Raw genomic sequence first — 16918 nt, 5'->3', positions numbered from 1 at the left:
GAATGTTGCGATGAATGCTAAACGGAATAAGAACTGTTATCAACTGCGTTTTTTTATTGTGCCTTGATTTAACGGTAATTTACTGCCAAAAAACCTAGATATCGCTGCACGATAGCGTTTTTTATCTCCTGTTTGTGTCGACTTGTCGAAGTAGGGCTTAGCCGCTGTCCAGCAGCGGCCTGGCTCTGCTTTTAGCGCTGGGCCCAGTCTTCCTGCAGGTGCTGATCCTTGAGGCGGACATAGTTTCCAGCCGTATAGCTGAAATAGGCCAGTTCCTTTTCGGTGAGTGGGCGCACCTGTTTTGCCGGCCGACCTACATAGAGGTAACCGCTTTGCAGCGTCTTGCCCGGTGGCACCAGGCTGCCGGCACCCAGTACGACTTCGTCCTCGATCAAGGCGCCGTCCATAACCATCGCGCCCATGCCGATCAGGATGCGGCTACCGATAGTGCAGCCATGCAGCATGGCCTGGTGGCCAACGGTGACATCGTCGCCAATCAGCAGCGGGAAACCGTCTGGGTTGAAAGGCCCGGCATGGGTGATGTGCAGCACCGAGCCGTCCTGAATGCTGCAGCGCGCGCCTATGCGAATGCGGTGCATGTCGCCACGTACAACCACCAGTGGCCAGATGGAGCTGTCATCGCCGATGCTGACGTCGCCCAGCACCACGGCGCTGGGATCGACGAATACGCGTTCGCCCAGTACCGGTGTCATGCCTTTGAAACTGCGTATCTTCATGCTGCCTACCTGTCGAAAACCTGTTGAAATTCTGTCCCGATCCCCCATTGTATAGGGGTGGTTCCGTTTTGGCCCCCGTCACGCCCTGGAGATTCGATCGAATGAGCAACCCGCTGCTGCAGCAACCTGAACTGCCGACTTTCAGTGCCATCAAGCCCGAAAACGTGGAGCCGGCGATCGACGAGTTGCTTGGCCGCAACCGGGCGGGTATCGAAGCACTGTGCCAGGCGGCAGTGACGCCGGACTGGAACAGTCTGGTAGCACCACTGGAGCAGCTTAATGACGACCTGTCCCGGGCCTGGTCGCCGGTGTCGCATATGAATTCGGTGGTAAACGGCGATGAACTGCGCCAGGCCTACAATGCCTGCCTGCCCAAGCTGTCGCAGTATTGGACGGAGCTGGGGCAGAACCAGCAGCTGTTCGAGGCTTTCAGCCATCTGGCAGAGAACGACCAGGCTCTGGACGGTCCGCAGCGCAAGGTCGTCGCCAACACTCTGCGGGATTTTCGCCTGTCGGGCATAGCCCTGCCGCCTGAAGGCCAGCAGCGTTACGCCGAACTGCAGCAGCAGTTGTCACTGCTGACCACCCGTTTCTCGGAAAATGTACTGGATGCCACCAACGCCTGGAGCCTGCTGATTACCGACGAAGCTGAACTCGCCGGTTTGCCTGAAATGGCACTGGCCGGTGCGCGTCAGAGCGCCGAGGCTCGCGAGCAACAGGGCTGGCTCTTTACACTCGACTTCCCGTCCTATTTCGCCGTAGTCACCCATGCTGACAATCGCGACCTGCGTCGCCAGCTTTATACCGCCTATGCTACCCGCGCCTCGGAGCTCGGGGCCGATGCTAAGTGGGACAATACCCAGCTGATCAACGATATTCTTGCGCTGCGTCACGAGCTGGCCCAGCTGCTCGGTTTTGGCAACTATGCCGAGTATTCACTGGCGACCAAGATGGCGGAGTCGACCGATCAGGTGGTTGGTTTTCTGGAAGACCTCGCCACTCGCGCCCGCACGGCGGGGCAACAGGAATACCGTGAGCTGTGCGACTTCGCCCGCGAACACTACGGTCTGGAAACCCTGGAGGCCTGGGATCTGGCGTACTGCAGTGAAAAGCTCAAGCAGGCGCGTTACGAGGTATCGCAGGAAACTCTGAGGCCTTATTTCCCGATGCCCAAGGTTCTAGATGGCCTGTTCCAGGTGGCTGGGCGTCTGTTCGATATCCAGATCGAAGAGGTGACGGAGTTTGATCGCTGGCACAAGGATGCGCGCCTGTTCAATGTCATGCGCAGTGGCGAGCGTCTGGCCAGTTTCTATCTGGATCCCTACGCCCGTGACAACAAGCGCGGCGGTGCCTGGATGGATACCTGTCGCATTCGCCGTCGTCTGCCCGATGGCCAGCTGCAGTTGCCGATAGCCTATCTGGTATGCAACTTCACGCCGGCGGTGGGCACGAATCCGGCACTGCTAACCCACAACGAAGTGACTACCCTGTTCCATGAGTTCGGTCACGGCCTGCACCACATGCTGACGCAGATAGAATGCGCCGATGTCAGTGGCATCAATGGCGTTGCCTGGGATGCGGTGGAGTTGCCGAGCCAGTTTATGGAAAACTGGTGCTGGGAGCCTGAAGCCCTGGAGCTGATCTCCGGCCATTACCAGACCGGCGAAGTGCTGCCCAAGGCGCTGCTCGACAAGATGCTGGCGGCGAAGAACTTCCAGTCAGCCATGTTCATGGTGCGCCAGCTGGAGTTTTCCCTGTTTGATTTCCAGTTGCATCGCGACTTTCAGCCCGGTGTCACTGATGTACAGCAGTTGCTGGATGCTGTGCGCGAACGGGTATCGGTGGTACCTGTGCCGGACTTCAACCGCTTCCAGAACAGCTTCAGCCATGTCTTTGCCGGTGGCTACGCCGCTGGTTACTATAGCTACAAGTGGGCCGAAGTCCTGTCGGCGGATGCCTTTTCCCGCTTCGAGGAAGAGGGTATCTTCAGCCCCCAGGCCGGTGCGGATTTTCGCAGCAATGTGCTCGAGATGGGCGGCTCCCGTGAGCCGATGGAGCTGTTTGTCGCTTTTCGGGGGCGCGAGCCCAGTGTCGATGCGCTGCTGCGTCATGCAGGCATAGTCTGAGTCTCCATTAACGCGCTACAAGCTGTGCGGGCCGTCTGTGACGGCCTGCTACAGGGCAGGAACCTATGACAGTGATCAAACGTTTTATCGCCGGCGCGGTTTGTCCGCGCTGCGGCCAGATGGATTGTCTGCGCATGTATCGGGACGACGAGCGCGAATTTCGCGAATGCGTGCGTTGCGACTTCGAGGACACCCAGCGTCTGGATGGTACGCCTGAAGTGAAAGAGCTCGATACCCGTGTGAATCAGGCCAAACCGGTGCTTGATGCCGGTGAGCGGCCGATTCGCTTTGTGCCCAACCCCGTCAAAGACAGCGGGAAATGAGTGTCGAAGGCACAGTGACTCGCTGTGCCTGGGCGCTGAACAGCGCGCTGGAAATTGATTACCACGATACCGAATGGGGTCGCCCCCAGATGGATGATCGTGTGCTGTTCGAGTTTCTTGTGCTGGAGGGGGCCCAGGCGGGTCTCAGCTGGCGCACTGTGCTGGAAAAACGCCAAGGTTACCGGCGACATTTTCAGGGTTTTGATCCGGCACTTGTTGCTGCCCTGAGTGCTGATGATATCGCGGCCATGCTGGCAGACCCCGGTGTGATCCGCCATCGTGGCAAGCTCGAAAGTGCAGTGGGAAATGCACGCATTTTTCTGGAATTGCAGGCTAAACATGGCAGTTTCGCCCGCTATCTGTGGCAATTCGTTGATGGTAAACCATTGCAGGGTCAGCGAGAGCTCATGGCGCAGGTGCCGGCCCAGACGGCGGAATCCCTGCAACTTTCCAAAGAGCTCAAGCGCCTTGGCATGCGCTTTGTCGGTCCGACCATCTGTTATGCCTATATGCAGGCGGTGGGCCTGGTGAACGACCACCTGCTGAGTTGCCCGTGCCATGCGGACTGTACTGCGGCGGGTGAAAGCTTCATCCTGCCCTGATAGCTGATAGCTGATAGCTGATAGCTGATAGCTGATAGCTGATAGCTGATAGCTGATAGCTGATAGCTGATAGCTTCAGCGTTCGGCGCTGACCCGGTAAATAGCGCCGGCCTGATCGTCGGAAATCAGCAGGCTGCCATCCTTGTCGACCAGTACATCCACTGGGCGTCCCCAGGCGCTCTGCCCCTGCAGCCAGCCGGTGACGAATGGCTTGTGGCTGATCACTCTGCCCTCCTCGGTTTGCAGTTTCACGACTCTATAGCCCGATTTCTGGCTGCGGTTCCATGAACCGTGCTCGGCAATAAAGACGGTATCGCCACTGGCTTTTGGCAGTTGCTCGCCGTGGTAAAAGGTCATGCCCAGGGCTGCTACATGGGCACCGAGCCCCAGCACCGGGGAGACAAAGTCGGTGGTTTCGGCGGTGGCCGCATAAACCGGGTCTGGCACGGGTTTGGCCTTGTGATCGCTGTGAAAGAACGGAAATCCGAAATGCTGACCGGGCTCGGTGAGGCGGTTCAGTTCGTCGTCCGGCAGGTTGTCCCCCAGCTGATCACGGCCATTGTCAGTGAACCAGAGCTGGCCACTCACCGGGTGCCAGTCCATGCCCACGCTGTTGCGCACGCCCTGGGCGACCATCTCGATTCGGCCCGAGCGCGGGTTGATTCGGCTGATGGTGGCAAACAGCGGGTTGTCCGGCAGGCAGACATTGCAGGGTGCCCCTATATTGAAATAGAGCCAGCCATCAGGCCCGACGGACAGGTATTTGGCGCCGTGATGCTTGTTGCGCGGCAGCTGATCGGTGATGAGCTGGCGGGCCGGAATCTCCGGCAGCCGTTGCTCAATGGCCGGATAGCGCCAGATGCGATTCACCTCAGCTACATAGAGATCACCCAGATGCACTGCCACGCCGTTGGGCATGTTCAGCCCAGAGCCTATGCTAATGGACTCTTCGAAACGGCCATCGCCATCCTGGTCTCGCAGCGCCGTAATGCCATCGCCGTTGCGACTGCCGACAAAGAGGGTGCCTGAGTCCCCCAGCGCCAGTTGGCGAGCCCCCGGAACTTCAGCCACCAGGGCTATGTCGTGTCCACTGGGCACCTTGAGCAGGTGCAGTGGAAGTTCGGCCCGAGCCGTCAGGGCCGAGAAAAGGCAGGCGAGTAGCAGCAATTTGCGCATCAGGATAACCAGAGCTCCTTTTTACACAGTCTGTGGTAAACATAGCCCCCGGTCAGCGCTCGGGCCACAAAGAGGCCCATGAAGGCGAGCCAGAGGCCCTGATTGCCGAGACCCTGAAGCAGCCACCAGAGCGGCAGATAGGCGCAGAATACCGAGACGATCATGGTGTTCTGCATGGCGCGTACCTGGGTGGTGCCGATGAATATGCCATCCAGCAGATAGCTCCAGACGCCCACCAGCGGCAACAAAATGATCCAGGGCAGAAAATCGATAGCCAGGGCGCGCACCGGTTCAATATCCGTCAGGATGCCGATAATCTGTGCGCCTGCCAGCCAGAACAGCAGACTGAACGCCAGGGCGGTGAACAGCGACCATATCAGCGCCGTGAACACCGTATCGTAGAAGTGATCCAGCCGGCGCTGGCCGATGGCCCGCCCGGCAAGCGCCTCTGTGGCGTGGGCAAAGCCATCCAGTCCGTGGGAAATCAGCAGCAGGAAGTTCAGCAGCACGGCGTTGGCCGACAGCGTCAGGGTGCCCATGCGCGCGCCCTGGCTGGTGAAAAAGGCAAAGCACAGCAACAGCAGCAGGGTGCGGACAAAGAGGTAGCGATTGACCATCAACAGCTCGATGTAATCTGGCAGGTGCCACAGGCTTTGCTGATCCAGGCTGCCGGAGGTGTTGCGCAGCACGCGCTTCGTCAGGTAAAGCCCCAGCCCCAGCGACAGGTACTCCGAGAGTACTGTGGCCAGTGCTACACCGTCGGCATGCATGCCAAGCCCGTAGACCGCCAGCAGATCCAGCAGCATGTTGGCGACGTTGGTCACCAGCAGCAATAGCAGGGGAATGCGGGTGTTCTGGTTGCCCAGAAACCAGCCCAGCAGGGCGTAGTTGCACAGGACTGCGGGGGCACCAAAGATGCGAATCCAGGCATAGCGCTCGGCCTCGGCGGTCACCAGGTCGCCGGCATCCATCAGGGACAGCGCAATGGCGACCAGCGGCCGGTGAACCAGCAACAGCAGCAGGCCGAGTGCTGCCCCCAGTACCAGGGCGCGGGCCAGCAGCAGGCGTATCTGGGCGCCGTCTTCGCGTCCCTGTGCCTGAGCCGTAAGGCCGGTGGTGCCCATGCGCAGAAAACCAAAAGCCCAGTAGAGGGTGGTGAATATCATGCCCCCCACCGCCACAGCACCCAGATAGTGACTTTCCGGCAGATGGCCGATCACCGCGGTATCCACCAGCCCCAGCAGAGGCACGGTGATATTGCTCAGGATCATCGGCCAGGCCAGCTGCCAGATGCGCTGGTGGTTTTCGCGGCTGGGCCAGCGCAGGCGGTATTGGCTCATCAGGCGCGGCTTCCGGCCTGGCGCAGCGGCAGGCTGTACAGCAACAGGAATTCAGCCAGGGCCGCGACCACCACAGAGGGGCCGGCCGGAGTATCCCAGCGCCAGGACGCGGCGAGTCCCGCGGTGACCGCCAGGCAACCCAGCACTGCGGCCAGGCAGGCCATCTGTTCCGGCGTGCGGGACAGGCGTCTGGCCGCCGCCGCCGGGATGATCAGCAAGGACGTTATCAGTAGAATGCCGACGATCTTCATGGCGGCAGCAATCACCACGGCGATCAGTAGCATCAGCGTCAGGCGCAGCCGTGCCACAGGTATCCCTTCGACCTGGGCCAGTTCCTCATTGATGGTGATGGCCAGCAGACCATCCCACAGGCGCCACAGCAGCAGAAGCACCAGAGCGCCGCCGGCGTAAATCCAGTAGATATCCTGCACAGTGATGGCCAGAAGGTCTCCGAACAGGTAGGCCAGCAGGTCGACGCGCACATTGTCCAGCAGGGCAATGGCCACGAGTCCGAGGGACAGAGTACTGTGGGCCATGATGCCGAGCAGGGTATCGGTGGCCACAAAGCGCTGGCGCTGCAATGTCACCAGCAACAGTGCCAGCAGTACGCAGCTGGTCACTACCGCCAGGTTGACGTTTATTTCCAGCATAAAGCCCAGCGCTACGCCGAGCAGGGCCGAGTGCGCCAGGGTATCGCCGAAATAGGCCATGCGGCGCCAGACCACAAAAGAGCCCAGTGGGCCGGCAATAATGGCCACGCCCAGGCCGCCAATCAGGGCATACAGCAGAAAATCATCCATGGGGCTCGTTACTCTTTACCGCGGTGCCTGCCGGCTTGACGATATCGCCGTGCACATTGTGGACATGGTTATGGTGGTGGCTATAGAGCGCCAGGTTTTCGGCACCGGGCACACCGAACATCTCACGAAAGGTCGGATCATTGCTGACCTGCTCTGGGTGGCCGGAGCAGCAGACGTGCCGGTTCATGCATACCACATGGTCGGTGGACGACATCACCAGGTGCAGGTCGTGGGATATCATAAGTACGCCGCAGCCGCGCTGGTCGCGAATGCGGGCGATCAGCTTGTACAGCTCGATCTGACCGTTGATGTCGACGCCCTGTACCGGTTCATCCAGCACCAGCAGGGTTGGCTCCTGCAGCAGTGCCCGTGCCAGCAGTACTCGCTGGGTTTCACCACCGGACAGGCTGTGGATTGACTGCTTCAGCAGGCGCAGTGCGCCAACATCGGCCAGGGCCTTTTCCAGCGAGGTATTGTCGCGGCTGCGGGCGGTTTGCAGGAAACGCTCCACGGTTAGCGGAAAGGTATGATCGATATGCAGCTTTTGCGGCATATAGCCGATGCGCAGGTCTGGCTTGCGCCATACCTTGCCACTGCTGGGCTTGATAAGCCCCAAAACGACCCGCACCAGGGTGGTTTTGCCGGCGCCATTGGGCCCGATCAGCGTGGTGATGCAGTCGCGGTGCAGCTCCATGGATATGTTCTGCAGCACATGGTTGCGCCCAAAGCGCACATTGATGCCTTCGAGTCTGGCCAGGTGCTGGTGATCGTGGCTAGTCATTCCGCCTCCCGTTGCAGGCTGTTTGCGTCGCTTTGCTGGCAATTTGGACAAAGGCCCACCACTTCAACGGTTTCCTGCTCAATGACAAAGCCCAGGTGCGCGGCGCTGTTGTGAATGGCGTTTTGTACCGGAGCCGACTCCAGCTCTACCGTGCAACTGCAGCTGCGGCAAATCAGAAAGCAGCCCTGATGCGCCGGTCCCGGGTGCGGGCAGCCGATGAAAGCGTTGAGGGAGGCAATGCGGTGCACCAGTCCCTGGGCCTGCAGGAAATCCAGTGCGCGATACACCGTTGGCGGCGCCGAGTTGAATCCAGCGTCCGCCAGGGCTGGCAGCAGCTCGTAGGCGCCCAGCGGCTTGTGGCTCTGCCAGATAAGTTGCAGTACCAGTTCGCGAATCGGTGTCAGGCGCTGCTTGCGTTCGCTGCAGAGCGTGCGGGCTTTGTGTAGCGCCTCGTGGATGCACCTGTCGTGATTGTGCCCGGGCTGAAATGATAAAGGTTGCTTGCTCATGGTTTCGCACTGAATATGTTTTGTTATAGTATAACTTAAATTGTAATTTGATGGATCCTTGAAATCATGTCGTTGCGCAAACTTTTAGCCCTGTCTGGCCTTGTACTGCCCCTGCTGGCGTCGCCCGTGCAGGCCCTGCAGGTGGTGGCCAGTGTCAAGCCGCTACAACTGCTCAGTGCGGCACTGCTGGACGGTATCTCGGAGCCGCGTTTGCTGGTGCCGACCGATGCATCTGTGCACAACTACGTGCTCAAACCCTCGGATGTAAGAGGGCTCGCGGCGGCCGACCTGGTGATCTGGATCGGGCCCGAACTTGAGCTGTTTCTTGGCAAGGCGCTGAAAAATACCGATGCGCGTATTCTGCAGCTGGGTAGTGACGGTGCGCTGGAGTCCGCAGCAGAATCTGAGCACGGCCACGAGCACGATGACAAGCATGCCAATGCGCATGAGGATCATACCGACGCGGCCGGTGACCATGACGAGGACGCCGAGCAAGGGGATGTGCACAATCACGCCGTGGATGCTCATCTGTGGATGGATCCGGAACTGATGCTGGCCGCGGCGCAGCGCATGCAGCAGATGCTGACACAGGTCGCGCCCGAGCACGGGCCTCAGTTGGCCGCCAACTATGCCCGCTTTGCCGCTTCGCTGCGGGCGAAGGACGCGGCGCTGAAGCTACAGTTGGCGCCACTGGCTGATCGGGGCTTCTTTGTGTTTCATGATGCCTACGGTCATTTTGTTGGCCACTACGGTCTGAAACAGCTGGGCTACTTTACCGTGGACCCTGCGCGTCCGCCCGGCGCCCGGCGCCTGAGCGATATTCGGCGGCAACTTAAGGCACGCGAGGCGGTCTGTGTCTTTAGCGAACCACAGTTTCGTGCCAATGTGGTCAGCAGTGTGACTCAGGGCATCGATGTGCGTCATGGCGAGCTCGACCCGCTGGCTCGGGGCTTTGAACCCGGCCCCACTGCCTACGTTGACTACCTGGAGAGTCTTGCCGGGGCTTTTACGAACTGTTTAGCGTCTGATTGATAAATATTTTCATCTAGGGGCTTCACAAGGCAAAAAACCGTCTATATAATTCGCCCCACTTTCGTCGCAGATGTGGTGGAATTGGTAGACACGCTAGCTTCAGGTGCTAGTGCTCGAAAGGGCGTGGGAGTTCGAGTCTCCCCATCTGCACCACTTCAGGGCCCAGTCTCTGATCGGTGCAGCTTGTGAACCACGAAAGTACGCAAGACCGTAAAAGAGTGTGCTCTCGATAAAAAGCACAACCGATGCAGATGTGGTGGAATTGGTAGACACGCTAGCTTCAGGTGCTAGTGCTCGAAAGGGCGTGGGAGTTCGAGTCTCCCCATCTGCACCACTTATTCCGGTCAAGATCCGGTAAGTGGTGCAGAACTTCGGTTATCCTCCTAGCGTTACCGCTTGAACAAAATCCTCAGTGTTACCTTTTTTCAAAATTTCCGTTATCCGTTATCCGTTATCCGTTATCCGTTATATTTCACCTTTCACCTTTCACCTTGTTCCTAGCCCCTAGCCTCTTTTTGCGTCGCCCCTTCTAACCCTATAAGTTATCCGGTAAATTCTCGCGCTACTGTTCCTATTAACTTATGGCTTAGCGTTAGATTCATGAATACCAAACAGCTCAACGCCTTTAGGGCCATCATGCAGCAGGGCTCCATGAGTGATGCCGCGCGCCGTCTGGACGTGTCACAGCCGGCAATCTCGCGTCTTATACGAGATCTGGAGCAGGATCTGGGCTTTAGTCTGTTCGAACGGCGCAATAGCCGGGTCTACGCCACGGCGGCGGCGCGGGCGTTCTATCGTCAGGTGCAGCATCACTTTAGCGGACTCGATCGCCTTGAGCAGTCGGCCGATCAAATTCGCATGATGAAAAGCGGCAGTCTGCGTATTGGCGCCATTCCGGCGTTGGCACAGACGGTGTTGCCGGCCATTATCGCGGGCTTTCGCCGCGGCCGTGATGATGTAGCCATTAGCCTGGGCTGTTACGAAACCGATGAGTTGCTGCCGCGGGTCGCAGCTCACCAGTTTGATTTGGCGCTGGTGGAGCTGCCGGCGGATACCGCCGGCGTTCAGCCAGGCCCGGCCTACAGAGCCGATCAGGTGTGCATTGCCCCGGCGGGACATCATTTTGGCGCCAGCGCTCGGGTGCGGGTTGAAGATCTGGAGCTTGAACCCTTTATCAGTGTGGGGGCTTCTGACTCCGCCTGGTATCAGCGTGCCGCGCGGCTGCTGCGTGACTGTCTGGTGCGCCCGGATGAGGTGCTGGCGGTGGAACGGCCGATACTTGCGCCGGCGCTGGTGCGTGAAGGTGTCGGTGTGGCGCTGGTAGACCCGTTCAGTGCTCTGCTGCTGTCGCAGGACAGCGGTCTGGTCAGGCCTTTTGAGCCGGCGCTGTCGTATTGCATTGGCTTTGTGCAGCCGCTGGGGCGCGAACAGACGCAGCTTGAGCAAGCCTTTATTGACAGTTTCGAAGCGGGTGTCGGGCGTTCGGTAACGCTGCAGCCTATCGAACCGGACCAAGCTTTGGTGGTCTGAAGCGGAGGCTGGCCACTCGGCTGGTTGTGCATCTGCGTAAAGAAAGGTTAAGCGCACTGCGTCGGCAGACGGAATCCCTTATGCTAAGGATTCAGCTCTTTGACCACTGGAGTCCCGGAACGCGTGCTCAAACTAAGGCCCCCCCTGCTCTATTCAAGTTTGTTGTCGTTGCTGCTGGTCGGTTGCAGCAGCAGCGTTATCCGCACGGATACTCCCCCGCCAGGACTCCCGGATCAGTGGCAGAGCGCCGATACTGAGGGCGAAGAGCCTGCGCCCGGCTGGCTGCAGAGCCTGGCGGATCCGGCGTTGGAGTCCCTGGTGCAGGAAGCCCTGACGGGCAGCTACAGTCTGGCCGAGCAGCGCGCTTTGGTGCGACAGGCAGAGCAGAGTCTGGTGATAGCCGGTGCGCCACTCTACCCCGAGCTGGAATTCGATTTTGACGCCGGGCGTAGCGGCAGTGGTAGCGGTAACGGGGTCTCCAGTCTTGGCGCCGATCTGACCCTGGGCTGGGAGCTGGACCTGTGGGGCAAGCTGAGTGACAGCGAACGCCAGGCTAATTTGACCCTGGCGGCGCGCCGGGCAGCACTAGAGGGCGCGCGGCTGACGCTGGTCAGTGATCTGGCCTCTGCCTGGTTCGAATTGCAGGCCGTGGAGCAGCGCCTGGCGTTGTTCAGCCGTCGCCTGAGCAACCTGGAGCAGAATCTGGAGATTATCGAGTCAGGCTATAGGCTTGGCCTTCGCAGTGCGCTGGATGTGTATCTGGCGCGCAATGATGTACAGAGCGAGCAGGCCCGGGTGGCGGAGCAGCGCCAGGCCCGCACCGAGGCTGTGCGGGCACTGCAATTGTTGCTTGGGCGCTATCCCGATGGCCGCTGGGCTGCTCTTGATGCCCTGCCTGTGCTCGACTCGGCGCTGCCGGCGGGCGTACCGGGCACGCTGTTGCGCCGTCGGCCTGATTTGACCTCAAGCTGGATGGAGCTGCTGGCCGCTGATAGCGCCCTGGCTATCGCGCACAAGCAGCGTTTCCCCAGCCTTACCATAAGCGCGAGCCTGGGAGACAGTGCGAGCCGTTTGCCAGACTTGCTTGGCGGTAGCCTGGCCTGGTCTCTGGCCGGTGGACTAACGCAGCCGCTATTTAATGCTGGCCGACTCAAGGCCGGTGAAGCCCAGGCTCAAGCACGGGTGGAGCAGCTCGAACAGCAGTATCTGGGGCTGGTTTTCAGTGCCTTTGCCGAAGTTGAAACAGCCCTGAGCCGTGCCAGTGCGCTGGGGCAACAGTATCAACAGTACCTGCAGGCCGAGCGCAACGCGCTGTTGGCCGAGGAACTGGCATTTGCGCAGTACCGCAAAGGGCTGGTGGAATACAACACAGTGCTGGAAGCTCAGCGGCGCTCGCTGGATGCCCAAAGCACCGTCATTGGCCTGCGGGCCGATCTGCTGACCAACCGCGTGGCTCTGTATCGTGCCTTGGGCGGTGATTTCGCCCCGGCCGAAGCCTCGGCTGCCACTGCCGCCCCCGTGGCTGAGCTGCCCTCCATTCCGTCCGCAATCCTATCTGGCGATCAAGACGCATGATCAGAAAAATCCTCCCCATTTTCGTTTTCGCGGTCTTTGTCGCCGCAGCTGCACTGATAATGCTTAATCGACCCGAAGCCAGTCGCAACAGCAGCCCGCCAGTAGCCAGTGTGCGTGTTGAGGTTCAGGTACTGCAACCGCAGGACTATCAGGTTCGGCTGCAAAGTTATGGTGTTGTGCGCCCGCGCACCCAAAGCACATTGCTGCCCCAGGTCGCCGGCGAAATACTGGAAATCGGCGCGGATTTCCGCGAAGGCGGCTTTTTTGAACAGGGTGAGCTGCTGCTACGTATCGATGCCAGAGACTATGAAGCGGCACTGGCCACGGCGCGGGCTAATCTGGCTCAGGCCGAGCAGGCATTGCAGGAAGAGCAGGCCCAGGCCGAGCAGGCGCTACAGGACTGGCGCCGGCTGGGGAATAGCGAGGCGCCGCCTGCGCTGGTGTCGCGTCAGCCACAGCTGGCCGCCGCCAGGGCCAGTATGGGCTCGGCGCAGGCCGCTGTGCGTCAGGCGCAGTTGAACCTGGAGCGTACCCGCATTCTTGCGCCCTTTGCCGGGCGAGTACTGTCCAAGTCAGTGGATGTTGGACAGCTCGTCAACAGCAGCACCACCCTGGCGGAAATCTACGCCATCGATTATGTCGAGGTGCGATTGCCGCTGAAGAACCCGGATCTGGAGTATATCCGCCTGCCCGAAGCCTACCGTTTTGACAACGCAACAGAACAGGCGCTGCCGGTGGTCACACTGAATTCCACCCTGGCCGGCAGCCAGAGCTGGCAGGGGGCTATCGTGCGTACCGAGGGCGCCATTGATAGCAGCAGTCAGCAGCTGCATGTGGTGGCGGTGATCGATGATCCCTACGGGCTTAAGGCACAGGGACGCCAGCCACTGAAGATTAATCAGTATGTCAGCGCGCAGATTGAGGGCCGGTTGCTGCAATCGGTGCTGGTGATCCCCAACAGCACCCTCTATCAGGGCAGCTATGTCTATCTGGTGGATGATGGGCTGCTGCGGCGTCAGGAGGTCGAGGTGCTGTGGCAAAACGATACCCAGGCCCTGATAGGCACGGGACTCAAAGCCGGTGAGCAACTGGTGACAACTGCGCTGGGTCAGGTCAGTAGTGGTACCCGTGTGCAGGTTACAAATGGTGCTCAGGCTACTGGCACCGATGCTGATGCCGCAGCACGGCCCGGCAAGCGCAACGGCAAGGGTGCGGATAACAAGGGTGCCGGATCATGATCGCCTGGTTTGCCCGCAATCACGTTGCTGCCAACCTGCTGATGGTCTGCATTCTCTTTGGCGGCATTATGTCGCTGACGACCCGAATTCCATTGGAAGTGTTTCCGTCCTTTGTGGCCGATGTCGTGAGCGTGTCGGTGTCCTTGCGCGGCGCCACGCCCGAGGATGTGGAGCAGGGCGTGACGGTACGCATCGAGGAAGCCGTCCAGGACCTGGAAGGCATCGAGAAAATCAGCAGCCGCTCACAGGAAGGCGCGGCCTCAATCGATATAGAAATAGACAGTGATTACGACCCACGGGAGCTGCTGGCCGATATCAAAAGCCGAGTCGATGGCATCAACACCCTGCCCACGGAAGCGGATCGGCCGGTAATCAGTCTGGCGACGCGCAAGCGCGAGGTGTTGTCGGTGACTGTGTCGGGGGATTTTTCCGAGCGCGAAATCAAGGAGTACGCCGAGCGGGTGCGGGATGACCTGTCGCGTCTGCCCGAGGTGACCCAGGTTGATCTGGATGCGGTGCGCGATTATGAAATATCGGTTGAGCTGACCCAGGACCGGCTACGGGAATACGGCCTGACACTGGCGGATATATCCGCCGCCATCGACGGCGGTTCCGTCGACCTGTCGGCGGGTAACCTGCGTACAGATGGCGGCGATATTCTGCTGCGCTCCAAGGGTCAGGCCTACCAGCGTGACGAGTTCGATCGGTTGGTGATCAAGACCAATCCTGATGGCAGTATTATCCGGCTGGGGGATCTGGCACGGGTCAATGATGGCTTCGAGGAAACGCCGCTGCGCACCCGCTTTAACGGCCAGCAGGCGGCGCTGATCGAGGTGTACCGGGTGGGCAACCAGAGTGCCATAGGTGTGGCCGATGCCGTGAAAGACTATATAGAGCGGCAGCAGGCGACCTTGCCGGTGGGCATGACCCTGAGCTTTTGGGATGACGACTCCGAGGTGGTGAAAAAGCGTCTCAATACCCTGCTCTCCAATGCGCTGCAGGGCGGTATTCTGGTGCTACTGCTACTGACGCTGTTCCTGCGTCCGTCCATCGCCTTCTGGGTATTTCTGGGCATACCGATCAGCTTTATGGGTGCTTTCCTGCTGCTGCCGGTATTCGGTGTCAGCCTGAATATCATGAGCCTGTTCGGCTTTATTCTGGTGCTGGGGATAGTGGTGGACGACGCCATTGTTACCGGGGAGAACGTCTACAGTCACATGCGCCGCGCCGAAAGCAGCCTGCATGCGGCCATTCGAGGTACCGAAGAGGTCGCCATTCCGGTGACCTTCGGCGTGCTCACCACTGTGGCGGCCTTTTTGCCGCTGGCGTTTATTGAGGGCGGTCGCGGCGTGTTCTTTGCGCAGATTCCGGCGGTAGTGATTCCCGTGCTGCTGTTCTCTCTGATCGAGTCCAAGTTTGTACTGCCTGCACACCTCAAGCATATCCGCCTGCGCCAGCATACGGCAGGGCAATCCCGACTGGAGCGGTTGCAGCAGGGCTTCGCCGACGGTTTTGAGCGTGCGATATTGCGCTACTACAGGCCCCTGCTCAAACAGTGCCTGCGGCACCGTTATGTGACCCTGGCTATATTTGCCGGCATTCTTATCCTCATCCTCAGCATGATCCTGAGTGGCTGGACGCGCTTCGTGTTCTTCCCGCGTATCCAGAGCGAAACGGCGCGGGCGTCGCTGACACTGCCCACCGGCACCCCGTTCGAGGTGACCGATCGTTATATTGTGCGCATGGTGGACGAAGCCCGGGCACTGAAGGACAAGTACCGCGATCCGGTTTCGGGCCAAAGCGTGATCCTGAATATTCTGGCGAGCACGGGCTCCGCCGGCGGCAGTTCCCACACAGGCTCAGTGCGGTTTGAGATTCTGTCGCCGGAGCAGCGTTCCAGCGAGGTGACCAGCTCGGAGCTGGTGCGTGAGTGGCGCAAAGCCGTGGGCCAGGTGCCGGGAGCCGAGGCGCTCACCTATCGTGCCGAGTTTGGCCGTGTGAGTGATCCGGTTGATATCCAGCTCAGTGGCCAGGATCTGCGCCGACTGTCCGAGGTGGCGGACAAGGTCAAGACGCGCCTTTCGACCTATCCGACCCTGTTCGATATCGTCGATAACCTGTCCGATGGCAAGGAGGAAATTCAGCTCGAACTCACAGCCCAGGGCGAGGCTCTGGGGCTGACCCGATCGCAGCTGATAAACCAGGTGCGCCAGGCTTTCTTTGGCATTGAGGTGCAGCGGGTGCAGCGCGGACGTGATGATGTGCGGGTCATGGTGCGCCTGCCGGAATCGGAGCGCCAGTCCGTATCCAGCCTGCAGGGCATGCTGATTCGCCTCGATGATGGCAGCGCGGTGCCGCTGTCTCACGTGGCGGCGCTCAAGCCCGGCAAGAGCCCGACGGCGATCTATCGCATTGACCGTTTTCGTACCGTCAGCGTGACTGCCGATCTGGACAAGGAAACCACCAATATGACGGTGCTGACCGAGGATATGCGCAGCTTCCTGGATGATCTGATGCTGCAGTACCCCGGCGTGTCCTACAGTCTTGAAGGTGAGGCGCGGGAGCAGCAGGAATCCTTCGGCTCGCTGCAGCTGGGGTTGGCGTTCGTACTGTTCGTGATTTACAGCCTGCTGGCGATTCCGTTCCGTTCCTATCTGCAGCCGCTGATTGTGATGTCGGTGATTCCCTTTGGCGCCATAGGCGCAGTGATCGGCCACTGGATCATGGGCATGGATCTGACCATCATGAGCATGATGGGGCTCATGGCTCTGATTGGCGTGGTGGTGAACGATAGTCTGGTGCTGGTGGACTTTATCAACAAGCGCCGGGCTACGACCGATGGCAGTCAGCGGGCGCTGCTGCGCTCGGTACTGTCGGCGGGCAGTTCGCGCTTTCGCCCGGTACTGTTGACATCCCTGACGACCTTTTTCGGGCTTATGCCCCTGCTGTTCGAGGAGTCGACCCAGGCACAGTTCCTGATCCCCATGGCGGTGTCCCTGGGTTTTGGTATCCTGTTTGCCACCTTTATTACCCTGCTGATGGTGCCGGTAAATTACATGGTGCTGGAGGACCTGCGCAGGTGGTCGCGCCGTGGCGCGCCTGAGTCTGAAGCTCAGGAGCCGCCGGAGACGGCGGCAGGGGCCTGATCT

The 16918-nt window shown here is 59.9% G+C and carries 14 protein-coding genes and 2 tRNA genes; 10 read left to right on the top strand and 6 right to left on the bottom strand.

Annotated elements, in window-relative coordinates; translation table 11 throughout:
• Positions 1 to 191 precede the first annotated feature (191 nt).
• Positions 192 to 737 (bottom strand): gamma carbonic anhydrase family protein, encoded by a 546-nt coding sequence (locus tag MPRO_RS06535; RefSeq protein WP_067289099.1) that lies wholly within the window; start codon positions 735 to 737, stop codon positions 192 to 194.
• 101 nt (positions 738 to 838) lie between these two features.
• On the opposite strand from MPRO_RS06535, the gene prlC reads away from it, so the two are divergent.
• From prlC to MPRO_RS06520, 3 genes are all read left to right on the top strand, one after another.
• Entirely contained in the window at positions 839 to 2863 is a 2025-nt protein-coding gene (gene prlC / locus MPRO_RS06530; RefSeq protein WP_067289094.1) for an oligopeptidase A, read from the top strand.
• Between the two features lie 65 nt (positions 2864 to 2928).
• The gene (locus tag MPRO_RS06525) at positions 2929 to 3186 is read left to right on the top strand and encodes a YheV family putative zinc ribbon protein (protein WP_067289091.1); all 258 of its coding nucleotides are present in this window, start codon (positions 2929 to 2931) and stop codon (positions 3184 to 3186) included.
• Positions 3183 to 3788, top strand: a complete 606-nt coding sequence (locus tag MPRO_RS06520; RefSeq protein ID WP_067289085.1) for a DNA-3-methyladenine glycosylase I — start codon at positions 3183 to 3185, stop codon at positions 3786 to 3788. The genes MPRO_RS06525 and MPRO_RS06520 overlap by 4 nt, the downstream gene beginning before the upstream one ends.
• Before the next feature lie 75 nt (positions 3789 to 3863).
• On the opposite strand, the gene MPRO_RS06515 is transcribed toward MPRO_RS06520, so the two are convergent.
• The 5 genes from MPRO_RS06515 to MPRO_RS06495 are packed head-to-tail and all read right to left on the bottom strand — an operon-like array spanning position 3864 to position 8394.
• On the bottom strand, positions 3864 to 4964 hold the full coding sequence (locus MPRO_RS06515) for a PQQ-dependent sugar dehydrogenase (RefSeq protein WP_067289083.1): 1101 nt from the start codon (positions 4962 to 4964) through the stop codon (positions 3864 to 3866).
• Positions 4964 to 6304 carry an MATE family efflux transporter gene (locus MPRO_RS06510; RefSeq protein ID WP_067289080.1) on the bottom strand — a complete coding sequence of 447 codons (1341 nt, stop codon included), beginning with the start codon at positions 6302 to 6304 and terminating at the stop codon, positions 4964 to 4966. Before MPRO_RS06510 ends, MPRO_RS06515 begins: the two co-directional genes overlap by 1 nt.
• Positions 6304 to 7104 carry a zinc ABC transporter permease subunit ZnuB gene (gene znuB / locus MPRO_RS06505; RefSeq protein WP_067289077.1) on the bottom strand — a complete coding sequence of 267 codons (801 nt, stop codon included), beginning with the start codon at positions 7102 to 7104 and terminating at the stop codon, positions 6304 to 6306. Before znuB ends, MPRO_RS06510 begins: the two co-directional genes overlap by 1 nt.
• Positions 7097 to 7885: a zinc ABC transporter ATP-binding protein ZnuC gene (gene znuC, locus MPRO_RS06500; RefSeq protein ID WP_067289074.1), complete on the bottom strand. Its 789-nt coding sequence runs from the start codon at positions 7883 to 7885 to the stop codon at positions 7097 to 7099. Before znuC ends, znuB begins: the two co-directional genes overlap by 8 nt.
• Positions 7882 to 8394 carry a Fur family transcriptional regulator gene (locus tag MPRO_RS06495; protein ID WP_067289071.1) on the bottom strand — a complete coding sequence of 171 codons (513 nt, stop codon included), beginning with the start codon at positions 8392 to 8394 and terminating at the stop codon, positions 7882 to 7884. The genes znuC and MPRO_RS06495 overlap by 4 nt, the downstream gene beginning before the upstream one ends.
• A 66-nt stretch (positions 8395 to 8460) precedes the next feature.
• On the opposite strand from MPRO_RS06495, the gene znuA reads away from it, so the two are divergent.
• From znuA to MPRO_RS06460, 7 genes are all read left to right on the top strand, one after another.
• The gene (gene znuA, locus MPRO_RS06490) at positions 8461 to 9426 is read left to right on the top strand and encodes a zinc ABC transporter substrate-binding protein ZnuA (protein WP_067289068.1); all 966 of its coding nucleotides are present in this window, start codon (positions 8461 to 8463) and stop codon (positions 9424 to 9426) included.
• Positions 9427 to 9492: 66 nt separating this feature from the next.
• Positions 9493 to 9579: transfer RNA gene (locus MPRO_RS06485), tRNA-Leu, on the top strand.
• Positions 9580 to 9673: 94 nt separating this feature from the next.
• Positions 9674 to 9760 (top strand) — tRNA-Leu (locus MPRO_RS06480).
• Positions 9761 to 10026: 266 nt separating this feature from the next.
• On the top strand, positions 10027 to 10956 hold the full coding sequence (locus MPRO_RS06475) for a LysR substrate-binding domain-containing protein (RefSeq protein WP_067289065.1): 930 nt from the start codon (positions 10027 to 10029) through the stop codon (positions 10954 to 10956).
• A 99-nt stretch (positions 10957 to 11055) separates the two neighbouring features.
• Positions 11056 to 12531, top strand: a complete 1476-nt coding sequence (locus MPRO_RS06470; protein ID WP_082708499.1) for an efflux transporter outer membrane subunit — start codon at positions 11056 to 11058, stop codon at positions 12529 to 12531.
• On the top strand, positions 12528 to 13769 hold the full coding sequence (locus tag MPRO_RS06465; protein ID WP_245635040.1) for an efflux RND transporter periplasmic adaptor subunit: 1242 nt from the start codon (positions 12528 to 12530) through the stop codon (positions 13767 to 13769). Before MPRO_RS06470 ends, MPRO_RS06465 begins: the two co-directional genes overlap by 4 nt.
• Positions 13766 to 16915, top strand: a complete 3150-nt coding sequence (locus MPRO_RS06460) for an efflux RND transporter permease subunit (RefSeq protein WP_067289055.1) — start codon at positions 13766 to 13768, stop codon at positions 16913 to 16915. The genes MPRO_RS06465 and MPRO_RS06460 overlap by 4 nt, the downstream gene beginning before the upstream one ends.
• Positions 16916 to 16918 lie beyond the last annotated feature (3 nt).

This window comes from Marinobacterium profundum (genome assembly GCF_001528745.1).
GTDB lineage: Bacteria > Pseudomonadota > Gammaproteobacteria > Pseudomonadales > Balneatricaceae > Marinobacterium_A > Marinobacterium_A profundum.
Note: the sequence above shows the minus strand (reverse complement) of the source record. Positions and strands in the feature narration are given on the sequence as shown.